Origin of the sequence: Paenibacillus alginolyticus DSM 5050 = NBRC 15375 (assembly GCF_000422905.1) — a bacterium.
Classification (GTDB): domain Bacteria; phylum Bacillota; class Bacilli; order Paenibacillales; family NBRC-103111; genus Paenibacillus_E; species Paenibacillus_E alginolyticus.
Genome location: NZ_AUGY01000013.1, coordinates 41,658 through 54,191, shown reverse-complemented (window position 1 = coordinate 54,191; position 12,534 = coordinate 41,658). Strand labels below are relative to the sequence as shown.

At 42.4% G+C, this 12,534-nt stretch carries 13 protein-coding genes; 3 read left to right on the top strand and 10 right to left on the bottom strand.

Translation table 11 applies throughout. The annotated features are described in order from the left end of the window. Nucleotides 1-149 precede the first annotated feature (149 nt). The 7 genes from G519_RS0107110 to G519_RS0107075 all read right to left on the bottom strand — a co-directional run bounded on the left by G519_RS0107110 (nucleotide 150) and on the right by G519_RS0107075 (nucleotide 7,359). On the bottom strand, nucleotides 150-443 hold the full coding sequence (locus G519_RS0107110; RefSeq protein ID WP_029194081.1) for a hypothetical protein: 294 nt from the start codon (nucleotides 441-443) through the stop codon (nucleotides 150-152). A gap of 172 nt (nucleotides 444-615) precedes the next feature. Next, complete coding sequence (gene cysK / locus G519_RS0107105) at nucleotides 616-1,527, bottom strand: cysteine synthase A (protein ID WP_036632317.1); 912 nt, start codon at nucleotides 1,525-1,527, stop codon at nucleotides 616-618. An 83-nt stretch (nucleotides 1,528-1,610) separates the two neighbouring features. Then, entirely contained in the window at nucleotides 1,611-2,924 is a 1,314-nt protein-coding gene (locus tag G519_RS0107100) for an MFS transporter (protein ID WP_029194079.1), read from the bottom strand. 117 nt (nucleotides 2,925-3,041) lie between these two features. Then, complete coding sequence (locus G519_RS0107095) at nucleotides 3,042-3,542, bottom strand: hypothetical protein (RefSeq protein ID WP_029194078.1); 501 nt, start codon at nucleotides 3,540-3,542, stop codon at nucleotides 3,042-3,044. A gap of 138 nt (nucleotides 3,543-3,680) precedes the next feature. Next, complete coding sequence (locus G519_RS0107085) at nucleotides 3,681-4,100, bottom strand: DUF350 domain-containing protein (protein ID WP_029194077.1); 420 nt, start codon at nucleotides 4,098-4,100, stop codon at nucleotides 3,681-3,683. 79 nt (nucleotides 4,101-4,179) lie between these two features. Beyond that, a complete protein-coding gene (locus G519_RS0107080) occupies nucleotides 4,180-4,860 on the bottom strand; it encodes a PspA/IM30 family protein (RefSeq protein WP_029194076.1) in 681 nt (226 codons plus the stop codon). A 138-nt stretch (nucleotides 4,861-4,998) separates the two neighbouring features. After that, nucleotides 4,999-7,359 carry an endonuclease MutS2 gene (locus G519_RS0107075; RefSeq protein WP_029194075.1) on the bottom strand — a complete coding sequence of 787 codons (2,361 nt, stop codon included), beginning with the start codon at nucleotides 7,357-7,359 and terminating at the stop codon, nucleotides 4,999-5,001. A 244-nt stretch (nucleotides 7,360-7,603) separates the two neighbouring features. Between G519_RS0107075 and G519_RS0107070 the strand changes: the two genes are divergently transcribed. Both G519_RS0107070 and G519_RS0107065 read left to right on the top strand, forming a co-directional pair. Beyond that, nucleotides 7,604-7,972 (top strand): phage holin family protein, encoded by a 369-nt coding sequence (locus tag G519_RS0107070; RefSeq protein ID WP_029194074.1) that lies wholly within the window; start codon nucleotides 7,604-7,606, stop codon nucleotides 7,970-7,972. 185 nt (nucleotides 7,973-8,157) lie between these two features. After that, the gene (locus G519_RS0107065) at nucleotides 8,158-8,538 is read left to right on the top strand and encodes a cupredoxin domain-containing protein (protein WP_029194073.1); all 381 of its coding nucleotides are present in this window, start codon (nucleotides 8,158-8,160) and stop codon (nucleotides 8,536-8,538) included. Nucleotides 8,539-8,825: 287 nt separating this feature from the next. Here the strand turns inward: G519_RS0107065 and G519_RS47295 are convergent, their stop codons facing one another. Next, nucleotides 8,826-9,431, bottom strand: coding sequence for a transposase (locus G519_RS47295; protein ID WP_029194072.1), 606 nt, complete (start codon nucleotides 9,429-9,431; stop codon nucleotides 8,826-8,828). A 474-nt stretch (nucleotides 9,432-9,905) separates the two neighbouring features. Here G519_RS47295 and G519_RS51585 point away from each other — a divergent pair, with 474 nt between their 5' ends. Beyond that, the gene (locus G519_RS51585; protein ID WP_208860880.1) at nucleotides 9,906-10,124 is read left to right on the top strand and encodes a hypothetical protein; all 219 of its coding nucleotides are present in this window, start codon (nucleotides 9,906-9,908) and stop codon (nucleotides 10,122-10,124) included. A 237-nt stretch (nucleotides 10,125-10,361) separates the two neighbouring features. Here G519_RS51585 and G519_RS0107050 read toward each other — a convergent pair whose 3' ends face one another. Both G519_RS0107050 and zapA read right to left on the bottom strand, forming a co-directional pair. After that, nucleotides 10,362-10,910 (bottom strand): CvpA family protein, encoded by a 549-nt coding sequence (locus G519_RS0107050; protein WP_029194071.1) that lies wholly within the window; start codon nucleotides 10,908-10,910, stop codon nucleotides 10,362-10,364. A 12-nt stretch (nucleotides 10,911-10,922) separates the two neighbouring features. Next, nucleotides 10,923-12,494: a cell division protein ZapA gene (zapA, locus tag G519_RS0107045; RefSeq protein WP_029194070.1), complete on the bottom strand. Its 1,572-nt coding sequence runs from the start codon at nucleotides 12,492-12,494 to the stop codon at nucleotides 10,923-10,925. Nucleotides 12,495-12,534: the final 40 nt, after the last annotated feature.

Below are 12,534 nucleotides of genomic sequence, written 5' to 3'. Positions count from 1 at the left end.
GTTCATCCTTTAATCTTACAATGAATTGCCGTCCTAATTCAATTACTGAGCTTGTTTTAGAGCGGAATATTTTTGTATAACCGAAATTTCCACCTCATAAATAAGAAAAAGGCCACCGGAAACTCCGAGTAGCCTCTGCCTGCCTATAATCATTGTCCGTGAACCAAACTAAGCTTAGATTCCGCTTGCAGCAATTTGTTCACCATAGATTCAATTTCACGATGCTCATACGTAGGACGCACATGGACATGACATTCTCCCGCCATACAACCGATTCCGACAAGTTTATTCTCATCATAAACCGAGATAACGTGCTCAGATTGGAAATCGTTCCAATTCACAATCGCTTGAGCTCCTAATGTTATGCATTCTTCTGTATATGTCTGTATAAACTCCTGGAATTGATCTTTTTCAGGAAGTGCATTAATATAAGCTAATTTCACAGCATTTCCACCTTTCGCTTCCAACTTTCTTATACTTATAATTATACTCAATTATGAATTTTTATTCAATATTCTTTTATCAACTCTTATGTTAAAAAATAATGAAGAACGGCCCGTCCGGATCTTTTAGATCCGGTGAGCCGCTATATATTTACAAAGCCTATTCATGAATTTAATCAAAAATGTCCATACTCAGATATCTTTCGCCCGTATCCGGAGCAATACAGAGCACTCTTTTGCCCGCTCCTAATTTACTGGCAACCTGCAAACCTGTCCACACCGAGGCTCCAGCTGAAGGTCCTACAAGAATGCCTTCCTTACTGGCCAGATCTTTCATGGTGCGGATCGCATCTTCATCCGTCACCTGCACGATCTGATCGTAAATGCTTGTGTTCAGAATAGCGGGTACGAAGCCTGGACTCGTACCGACGAGTTTGTGCGGACCCGGGCTTCCGCCAGACAGAACCGGTGAGCCCTTCGGCTCAACCACATAAATCTGAATATCCGGCAGCTTCTCCCTCAGCACCTCACCGGTTCCGGTGATCGTTCCACCCGTACCTGAGGTTGCTACGAATGCATCCAGACGCCCGTCCATTTGCTCCAGAATTTCAGGAGCTGTTGTCGTCCGATGAATGTTCGGATTCGCCGGATTCTCGAACTGCTGTGGGATATAGCTGCCTGGTATCTGATCCCTCAGCTCCTTCGCTTTCTCGATCGCTCCAGGCATCCGCAGCACGGCGGGAGTGAGAACGACCTCTGCGCCATAGGCCTTGAGCAGATTAATCCGTTCTTTGGTCATGTTGTCCGGCATGATTAGAATGGCTTTGTAGCCTCTGGCAGCCGCATTCATAGCAAGTCCAATGCCAGTATTACCGCTAGTCGGCTCGATAATCGTAGCACCTGGACTAAGCAGCCCATCTTTCTCCGCTTGTTCGATTAAATTAAACGCAGCCCGGTCCTTTACACTGCCGCTTGGATTGAAGTATTCAAGCTTTACGTAGAGCTCCGCATCATTTGGACCTACCAATCGGTTAATCCTTACAGCCGGTGTATCACCAATCAGCTCTGTGATGCTATTCACCATTTTTTTATGTGTCAAGGGTTTCCCCCTCCTCTTCCCAATGAAACAATCTATACCCACATCTTTAACGGGAAGCACGAAAAATGTCAAGTTCTAATTACAGTTAACTGCTTCTTCATAAAGTACCAGCTGACCAGCGATGAGCTGCCAATGATTAATAACAGTACGTTTATTACAAGTGGCGCCGTACTCCACGAAATGACACAAATGAATAAGAGCACACCGCACACACGCCCCACATTGAGTGAAAGCTCACGAAGAACAACATACTCCTCCCGCTGCTTAGCACTGGCTTCATTTGAACCAATTAGATCGAATACAGCCGACACCATAGGCACCGAATACATCGGAAAAAAGAGCGAAGCTCCTATGCCGAAAATAAGTAAAGTGCTGTACCCCATTTTCCAGAAAAAAGGAATAATAACGACCACGATCATAGCAGCGCCAATCAGCATACTGATCTTACGAAAACGCGGTTTAATAAATCGTCCCGCCGCCCAGAAACTCACTAGAGATACCGCAGAAGTAATCAGTACAAACTTACCTAAGCTCGCTTCACTTGATGTGGCTATGTAGACGAGGAGGGCAATCATGAAGCCAAAGACCCCTTCTCGAACTCCTTGAAATACCAAGGCTAAGCAAACGCGCTTCCAGGGTGTTTCAGTTTGCCTTAAACAACGAAAAGGAAACAACCATTCGTAGCTGCCTTGTAATTTCCTTTTTTTCAAAAAGAAGCTGATAATCACACCTAGCACAAAGATACCCAATGAGATTGAAAAAATTAACCGATATCCAGCAACATCTCCCAAACTCACAATTAGTAAACCGGAGATCCATGGTGCGATAATGCCTGCGCCGGAACCCAATAGCCCAACCCAGCCATTGAACCGATCTCGATTATCGGGGTCCGTCACTTCAAAATAAACAACATTAAAAGCAACCCAGAAGAAGCCAGCTGAAATTCCCTGGACCATACCTAACCAAACAAAATAGTGAAAGCTGCTTGCTCCAAGCCACAATACCAGCATATAAAAACCCGCGGAAACCGCAACACCGATCCGTAAGCAGTTCATTTTATTGTGTTCCTTCACCCATTTCCCTGCTAACCAGAAGGTAATCGCCATTGTCAAATGAGTCGTCAACGTAAACCAACCAATTAAAGCGAAGTCATTTTTAGCCTTCCACAAATACACACCAACGAAAGTTCCGGACAAGGCATTTGCACTGCCAAATAGCGTGTGAACGATGAGCAAAAGAATCGCTTGCGCATCTAGCCGGCCTTTCTTCTGTGAACCTTTAGCTTCGACGGCTCCACTTCCACGTTCTTCAAAATAATTGCTTCTTGTGCCATCTATTGCTCTGCTTGGTTGAACAAATTGCTTACTCTTATCCTTTTGCATATTCCTCCTCACCTTTCCCCATAGATCGAAATAGCTCTTGTTAAGCTTCCCCAATCGAGTGAAAATATGAGGCTGGACATATAAAAAACCGAATCCATCAAGGACTCGGTTCCATTATTACTCCGATTTAATACGTTCAACCATAAGCAGTCGATCGGTATCAGACAAGATTTTCTCTACCTTGAAGCAAGACGGGCATACAAAAACATTTGAAGTAAAGGGACCTGTTAGGAAAGCACTTCCTAACGTTTTGGGAATAACTGGCGTGAAAGAAGTGCCACTCGTGACCTCAGTACCAGCAAATAACATTAGTTCATGACAGCTTGAACACTCAGGCGCCTCTTCTTGTTCATCCGTAATATGCTGAACTTTTTCTCCGTATTTATCGAGAGGTTCATCCGAATCATCCCAAGCTAATGACAAATCTTCATCCGAATCGGCATATTCTTGTTCATCAAAGCGGAGCGGTTGACCCGTTTGTTTCACCTTTAAATCAATAGTCCTATAATCATTCAGTTCGTTAAAGCAGTGTGGACATTCGTCCTCTGGTCCAATTTCCGGATCCCAAACGATCTCCGTTTGGCACCATGGACAAACTATTTCATCATTGGCACTCATTACATAATCCTCCAACCTAATGCATTCATGCATATTTCAATAAATAATAAACCCCTGCCGCCATAAATACAAATGCAATGGCAAACAAAGTGCCCCACAGGTATTTCATTGTTCAAGCCTCCAAGATTATGTATGATTCTAAGTTACACAAGCTCCGACCACGTAGGAAAGGGAGACAGACAGTGTCAAAGACAAGAAACCTACAGCGCGATTGTCTTTTTTGATTTCTTCATCGATCTTGAAATAAGGCGTCAAGAATTCAAAAATGAAGTAGGCAACCAGCAATAGCAAGAATCCGTACCCTGCCCAAATAAGGGAATGAATCATCGTATCGTTGTTTAGGATAGCGAACCGGAACAGATTGCAAATCCCAAAAATCTTCCCGCCTGTAGCCATCGCTACAGATAAGTTGCCTTTTTTGATCTCAGCCCAATCATCATATTTGGTGACCATTTCAAAAATCGTTAGAAATACAACAAGCGCGATTACAGCAACTGCAAAAAAGGCAAGCGTCGATAAATATGGGTTACTTAGCAATACATCCACCTCTTCGTTCATATCGTCTCCTGCCTTCCTTCACGAAAGATAGAAGAGACTGAGTTTGACTCAGTCTCTCGCAGGTACTATTAGTATAGCATTAGGATTGTTTTTTTTCAGCAAGCTTTGCTTTCATAGCTGCCAATTCGTCATCTATTCCGCTGCTGCTTCCGCCAAGTCCGTCAAGCTCATCATCTAAGCTGCGGTTTTTAGCGCGGATTTCGCCACTTGCTTGCGCTTCAGCTTCCATTTGAAGCACTTTCTCACTCATCCGGTCAAAACCTTTAGCTGCATTGTCCGTACCAAAACCAGACATCGCTTGATTGATTTGTTTTTGAGCTTTTGCTGTTTCAGCACGAGCAATCAACAAATCCTTCTTGTTCTTCATTTTGTTGAACTCGTCTTTCATTTCCGTCAATTGGCTGCGAAGTTGATCAGCATTCGTTTTCGCAAGATCATATTGGCGTTTCAATTCATCGTAACGTCCTTGGTGCTCTTTCTTGTCTTCCAGCGCGCGGCGAGCCAGGTCTTCGTTGCCAGACTCGAGGGCTTTCATAGCCTGCTCTGTACGCTTCGTTACCATCTCTTCGGATTCTTCGACTTGAAGCTTGAATTTCTTCTCAATTGCGATCTGCTTAGCTACCGCAGTCTCAGCCTCTAAGATGTCTTCTTCCATGTCACGCAGAAACTGATTTAACATTTTAACCGGATCTTCTGCTTTGTCCAACAAGTCATTGACTGAAGCCATTGTCATATCACGAAGTCTTTTAAAAATTCCCATTTCTGAATTCCTCCTAAGGTTTATAAACGTATATTTAATATTTGGGTAATGCGAATTCTTTTTTAATCACCGGTGCTTACACATATTACATACGCAGTCCCAAAGAATGAGTTTCAAAAAGATGAAAAAAATTAAAAGTTATTTCAATTCGACGATTGTAACTCCTGCTCCGCCTTCATTGTAATTCCCCATACGGTAGCTCTTCACATGCTTATGACGGCGCAAGTATTCCTGCATTCCAGTACGCAGCACACCTGTTCCTTTGCCATGAATCAAGTACACTTGACCTAAATTGCCCAAGAAAGATTCATCCAGGAATCGATCTGCCTCGATCAAGGCATCCTCCATGTTGAGACCGCGCATATCCAGTTCCATCCGGATGTTATCATCTCTTGTTCGTTTGACGGTTGTAGCCACCTGATGAGCTGGCTTTTTCTGAGCCGTGCTGCCAATCTTCTCGAGATTCGACAACTCGACCTTCATTTTCATAATCCCCAACTGCACCGTTGCTTCTGTGGCGCTAACAACCTCTACGACGTGACCCTTCTGACCCAGGGTCACGACACGCACTTCATCCCCGGCCTCGATTCTCTCAGGCCGCTTCTTCGCCGCGCGAACCTGCTTCTCGCGCAGTTCCGGCGCCGCCTGATCGAGGCGGCGCTTCGCTTCTACCAGCCGGTGATCCTTGACCCCACCGGCTTCCTCCTGCGCCATGCGCCGCAGATCGGCGATGATTTCATCCGCCTCGCGGCGCGCCTTGGCAACAGCCTCACGCGCGTCGCGCTCGGCCTTCTCGAGCAGCTTATCGCGCTGCTCATCGAACTTGGCCTGCTGAGCTTCTAACGTTAGGCGCATCTCTTCCGCCTCACGTCGCATCCTCTCAGCGCTTTGGCGCTCAGCTTCCGCTATCAGGCGGTTCTCCTCAAGCGACGCGATCATTGACTCGACGCGCTTATCCTCCTCGCCCACCTGCGTACGTGCGTGCTCAATAATGCGCTTCGATAAGCCTAGGCGCTCTGCAATCGCAAACGCATTACTTCGACCAGGAACACCTACAAGCAAGCGGTAAGTTGGACTTAGCGTTTGTATATCAAATTCCATGCTTGCATTAATGGTGCCTTGCTTTTGATAGGCATAAGCCTTTAACTCCGAATAGTGCGTCGTTGCAATAATTCGGCAGCCGATTTGATGAATATAATCCAAAATGGAGATCGCTAAAGCCGAACCTTCAGCAGGATCGGTACCTGCTCCAAGCTCATCCAGCAAAACCAAGCTCTTTGGTGTCATATCTCTTAAAATGCTTATGATATTCGTCATATGACTCGAAAAAGTACTTAAATTCTGCTCGATGCTCTGCTCATCACCAATATCCGCATAAATCGCATCGAATACACATAACTGACTGCCTTCTTCTGCTGGAACAAACAAGCCTGACATTGCCATTAGGCTAAGGAGTCCCACTGTTTTGAGGGAGACTGTTTTACCACCTGTATTAGGCCCTGTCACAATGATTTGCGAGAAATCATTGCCCAACTCCAAATCAAGCGGCACTACCGAATCAGCCGCGATAAGCGGATGCCGGCCTCGCTTTATCTTAATGAAGCCTCGATCATTTAATCTAGGCATTGTGGCTTTCAGTTCCCTAGCCAGACCAGCTTTAGCAAACGTAAAATCAAGCTCAGCCAATTGATCCACATCAAGCACAAGCAAATCCACTTGTTCAGCAACAAGCTCTGAGAGTGCTCTTAAAATTTTTTCAATTTCAACTTCTTCCTTAAACTTTAATTCACGAATTTTGTTATTTAATTGAACAATAGCATCGGGCTCAATATATAGCGTCGCTCCCGATGCTGACTGATCATGAATCATCCCGCCAAAGCTGGATCGGTACTCCGATTTAACCGGGATTACAAAACGGTCGTTACGAATAGTGATCAATACGTCCTGTAACATTTTCTGAACAGATGAGTTGCGAAGCATCTGCTCTAACCTCTCTCGGACTCTTCCTTCACCTGTGCGTAATTCACTTCTCACACGTCCCAGTTCAGGGCTCGCACCGTCAACAACTACAGCATTCTCATCGATACAGCTGTTAATCTTATCTTCTAATGGCTTATTTTCTGTGAGTAATTCAACCTGCCCTTTGAGCATCGGTATTGCATATTCTTCATGAACCGCGAGAACAAATCGCTTTAACCTGCGTGTACCGAACATTGTCGTCGAAATATCAAGCAGCTCCGCTGGGTTTAACATTCCGCCAATTCTAACTCGGTGCAATGAAGATCTAATATCTCGAATTCCACCGAAAGGGGCATTCCCCTTTAATCGCTCTACATTAACAGCCTCATCGGTTGCTTGCAGCCGAAGCTTGACAAGTTCAAAATCACCCTTAGGTTCAAGCTTTTCCACGGCATCCTTACCAAGCGAAGTTGACGCATGATGAGCTAGTTTATGTAAAATCTTCTGATAATCTAATGTTTTAATTATTTTCTTATTCAACGATCCCAACCTCTTTTCTCTACCCTATATTATAAACCAAAACAAGCTTGATTAGCTACGGAGACAATCGTTATATGGAAGATGCTGCCTACCATAATATTCACTGGATTTGGACACACTAAGCTGTGCACCTATCTTCCTGCCAAAAGGAATGCAAGACTTGAACACACGAGGCATTGTTTGCAAAAAATCACTTCTTGTCATGAGAACTTGTTCTCATCACAAAAAGAAGGAGGTTCACGAGATGCATCTTCTCGGACATCTGGTAAGGTTTATTGTTTCTGCTTTGGTTTTAATGTTTGTCAGCTGGTTAGTTCCAGGTTTTAAAGTCGGCGGTTTCTGGAGCGCATTTTTTCTAGCTTTGGTCATTGCTGTTGCTGCTTGGATCATTGAAGGGATCTTCGGCAAACAAATCACTCCCTTTGGCAGGGGAATCGTAGGCTTTCTGGTGAGCGCGCTTGTTATTTGGGCCGCCCAGTTTGTCGTAAGTAATGTATCTACGAGCATAATAGGTGCCATTTTAGCTGCTTTGGTCATCGGAATCATCGACCTATTCATTCCTGTGAAAACCCCCTTTGAACAAGGGATCTCAGGAAAAGAAGATCGTCGATAAAAACCTATCAGTTTCGATAACTGATATCCATGCTAAGGCCCAAAAAAGATCGGTCTGCCGCGTATTCACTCGCCGGACCGATCTTTTCTATGTTAAAAATCACTTTCACGAGTTTGTCACTGTTTTTTTGGAAGAGGTCGTGTACAATGATGAGGGGAATCAATACAATTTCGGAGGGGTATACATTGAAGAAATTACTCGTTCTTTTTATGGGAATAGTCTTAATCTTTGCGATAGCCGCTTGTGGAAACAAAGATACAAAATCAACACAATCCTCATCTCCCGCCGCTACTGCAGCAGCAGGCCAGCAAGTATTATTGAAAGCCTCTAACTTCAAATTTGACCAATCCGAATATCGCGTCAAAAAAGGAGAGCCCGTTACAATTACGCTTGATAATACGCAAGGCGTTCATGGTGCATCCATTAAAGAATTCAAAGTTAACCTCGATAACAGCAATAAAACAGTTACCTTTACGCCAGATAAAGCGGGTTCTTTCCCAATTAACTGTTCCATCATGTGTGGCAGTGGTCACGCTAATATGAAAACTACATTGATTGTTGAATAGTTTAATTCAGTCAATTCATAAGACCTTATCGCGGTAATAGGCGGTAAGTCTTTTTTATTTGCACAAGGTATAACATTTTTTCTTCAAACTTCCAATCACTTATCATTAATCAACAACAATTGATGATTAAATAGGGCTGGTAGATCTTACCTGTAAAGCAGCCATCAGCTCAAAAAAATGAATGTTGGATTTGTTAAAGCCTGTCCATTCATGTATCCCTGGCTTCCTTGGCTGCCCTAGCCACTAGGTTGGGGTCATGTGCATTCATAAGTGACTTTAACGTTACATCAAAGCACTTGACAATACCTTAAATAGACAGGAAACAAAAAAACGGATAAGAAAGCATCCATCCATTTTCTAAACAAAACATCCTCTACATACTTTATGTTCTTTGAATTTGTGAATAAATACTTACAGAAGTTAGTGTTGATCTTTCGAGAGGTAATAGTTGTATGCTTTCTTTTATTTGGATTGGATTTTACTCTTTGTTCATTCATCTTGCGCGCACCTGAGCCCATACGTGAATATTGCTTATATAAAGCTAGTTGTAGCTTCTCCAGCATCAATTTAGCAGTTCGATAATTCACTCCAAGCAAGCTCGCAAAAGCTGAAATCGAATAAGTTTGGCTATCCTGGATCAATGTTCGAATAGCTTTGAACCAAATCATCAAGGGAAGCTTAGATTTATGCATAACCGTTCCAGCTGTTAATGAAATTTGCGTACGGCATTCTTTACACTCCAATAAATTGCGAGTCTTCACTATATAAAATAAATGATAATCACAACTCGGGCAACAAAACCCACCCGCCCACCGTCTTTTCGCCAAAAATCTTACACAATCTTCCTCCGTCTTAAAAGTGTCATCCAACGATTCAAATAAATATGCATCCATGAATTGACTCCTCTCAAGTATAATGCGACCCAAATAATTTCCTATATTTGTATTATATAGAACATCTGTTTGCATGTAAAGAAAATTATTTTTCTAAGATTAATATGATGAATATTCAATTTCTGTAGTATCTACAATGAAATTTCAATTTGAGTTCGATTAATAAATAATTTGTTAGTTTTAATTTTAAGCCTTTGTAAGAATTTGAACAGATGTCGTCTCAGTCAGGGACATAGAATGTGTTTTTTTAGGCTTAGTTGAAGTTTTTTGATGATTGTAGATACTACAGAAAACTAAATTTTAGATGATATCTTTTCGAGTGAAGGTATTTTCGGAATTATAAGAATAATCATTCTTGCCCAGTCGCGAAGGTTACTGGACTTGATATTATATGTGATTAGTAGTTTTATTCGACCTTCCCAGCCTCAATTACTTAAGTAATGACTTCAAAGCTACTGAAATAGGTTATGGTGCGTGTGGGTGTGGGTGTGGGTGTGGCTGGTGCTGGTGCTTGGCTGTGCTGTGGCCGTGGCTGTGGTTGAGGCTGATGAGTATGGTTTTTGTTTTGGGTTCGGGTTCGGGTTCGGATTCGGGTTCGGGTTCGGGTTCAGTTTGGGATGTGGCTGTGGTAGTCGTTTGGTTATCGTAGTTGATGTGATTGTAATTGTGGCTGCGGCGGTCGTTTGGTTATAGTTATGGATGTATTTGTACCTTTGACCGTGGCCGTCGTTTAGTTATCGTTGTTTAAGTGCTTCTGGAGATAGTTGTGGACGTAGCTGCAGCCGCGTTATGGATTTGTGATATTTCGCGACTTTGTAGATACTACAGAACTCATATGTTTAGTGGATGTGAGTCCGGAAGTACTCGCTCTGGATCAACGTGGTATTACTGATAAAAGCTGCCCTTTCTATATTAGATAGAAGGCAGCTTCTATAAGGGGATTCCTTGCTTCCAGAGTTCTTGGAGTTTACCTGCTATATTGGGTAATTCGTTAATTAAATATGGAGCTATGGTTGAGCTTGAGAGCAGCTTTTGAAGTTCATCTGAGGGCATGATGGTGATAACATTGACGGCTATGATGATGATCAAAAGTGCTTCTGCTAAGCCCAACAATGCGCCGCTCCAACGGTTGATGAAGTTTAGGCCTGGGGTTTTTGCTAGTATATTAAGTGCTCTGCCTACGATGACTAGTGCGAATTTTACACCAAAAAACAATATAGCAAAGGCTAAAGCGTTCAGGATATAGGTATCCAGATTAAGGCCTTTTACAATAAATTCGTATTTTTGGTAATTTTGATAGGTAGGCAGTGAAACTGCGTTTCGAAGCAGCGGAGCGAAATCCCTGTAAAAATAAAATGCAACGAGGTAGGCGAGAACAAAACCTGAGAGTGAGACAATCTGGGCAATAAATCCTCTAAAGTAACCAAGCAGCAGACCCAAAGCTACTATTGACAACATGACATAATCTAATGTATTCATTGTCACTATGGATTACCTGCCAGGACTATCTGTTTCTACAAGCTCGATCCACTCATTGTATTCATTCTGCAGTTTAGCATATTCCTCGCGCAGCTCTTTATACTCTTCTTTGATGTTTTGAAGCTCTTTTTGCTGAGCCTCGTCGTTCAAGCTTTGATGCATTAATTCTTCTTTTTCTCTGCGTGCTTGGGCTAAGATCCGTTCTTTTTCTTCTTCAAAATGTTGAGCAAGTGCACTTCGTTCTAATTGCTGATGCTCTAGTAAAGCATCAATTTGAGCTTGATATTGTGTAATAATTGTTGATTTTTGGTCTTCAAGCTGTTGAATAATGTTTGTTTGTCGTTCTTGAAATTCCCCAACTAGATTGCCTTTATCTTGCTCATAACTCAGTATCTTAGCCTCTGCCTCGTCCTGGTATAGGGCGGTGAGTGTTTCTATTTCTTCTTGGTGCGAGGTTGTGAGTGTATCTATCTCCTTTTGGTGCGCAGTTGTGAGTGTTTCTATTTCCACTTGATGTTGAATTGTAATATTATCTATTTTCTCTTTATGTTGATTTGAAATTGTACTTAGTTTTTCTTGAAGTTGGTTCCTAATAGTATCAATTCTCTCTTGATGTTTGTTTGTGATAGTTTCAATTTCCGTTTGATGATGGATTGTGATGTTTTCTAGTTCCTCTTTATGTTGATTTACGAGTGTTTCCTTTTCCAACTGGTAGTGATTCGAAAGCTTAAAGATCTCTTCTTGATGTTGCATGTTTATGATTTCTTTTTCTTGCAGATGCTGCTGCATTAGTGCTTCTTTTTCTTGTTGATATTGCTGATTTAACATTTCTCTGTCTTGTTGGTGGATTTCTGAGAGTGACTGTTTTTCGACTCTGTGCTGTTCGTTCAGCTTTTGCAGCTGATGCGCCTTTTGTTGTTTCTCCTGCTCCAATTGTTGCTTTGTTTGTTGGTGTTGTTGTTTTTCTTGCTCTAGCTGTTGTCTTACTTGTTTTTGTTGACGTTTTTCCTGCTCGAGCTGTTGTTTGACTTGTTCTAGTTGTTGTTTGATTTGCTCTTGCTGCTGTTTGGCTTGTTCTTGTTGTTGTTTAGCTTGCTCTTGATGTTGTTGTTTAACTTGTTCTTGATGTTGTTTAGCTTGTTGTAATTGTTGCCTCAATTGCTCTTGTTCTTGTATTGCTTTCTGAACTTCTTGTTTCATTTGCTCTTGCGTTTGGTTACCTTGTACTAGTTTAGCATTTTGCTCACTTATGTATGTTTGTTGTTGCTCGTATTCTAGTTTCATTTCGTTAAAGTTAACAATTAATTTGTCATAGGCAGCTTTTGTTGCTTCTTGGTTCTTTTGAGCTTTGGTCAGTTCTTCCATAATTTCATTCATACGGAAGCACTCATCAGCCATGTTCACCGCAGCCAGAACAGCGATTCTCTGTGAATCTAGCCGCGGATAGCCCTTGGCAATACGAAACATTTGTTCATTTACGTATTCAGCTACTCGCTTCATATAATTGGTGCTGGTGCTTGCTTTTAATTTGTATTGGTGTCCATATATATCAACGGTAATCCTCGTTTTATCTTCAGCGTTCACTTTTTTATATCCTCCCTTAGATGAAAGGCTGGCCCTATCG

Coding starts and splice junctions, on each gene's coding strand:
- cysK (WP_036632317.1), bottom strand. CDS start 1,527: ATGGTGAATAGCATCACAGAGCTGATTGGTGATACACCGGCTGTAAGG.
- G519_RS0107100 (WP_029194079.1), bottom strand. CDS start 2,924: ATGCAAAAGGATAAGAGTAAGCAATTTGTTCAACCAAGCAGAGCAATA.
- G519_RS0107095 (WP_029194078.1), bottom strand. CDS start 3,542: ATGAGTGCCAATGATGAAATAGTTTGTCCATGGTGCCAAACGGAGATC.
- G519_RS0107085 (WP_029194077.1), bottom strand. CDS start 4,100: ATGAACGAAGAGGTGGATGTATTGCTAAGTAACCCATATTTATCGACG.
- G519_RS0107080 (WP_029194076.1), bottom strand. CDS start 4,860: ATGGGAATTTTTAAAAGACTTCGTGATATGACAATGGCTTCAGTCAAT.
- G519_RS0107070 (WP_029194074.1), top strand. CDS start 7,604: ATGCATCTTCTCGGACATCTGGTAAGGTTTATTGTTTCTGCTTTGGTT.
- G519_RS47295 (WP_029194072.1), bottom strand. CDS start 9,431: ATGGATGCATATTTATTTGAATCGTTGGATGACACTTTTAAGACGGAG.
- G519_RS0107050 (WP_029194071.1), bottom strand. CDS start 10,910: ATGAATACATTAGATTATGTCATGTTGTCAATAGTAGCTTTGGGTCTG.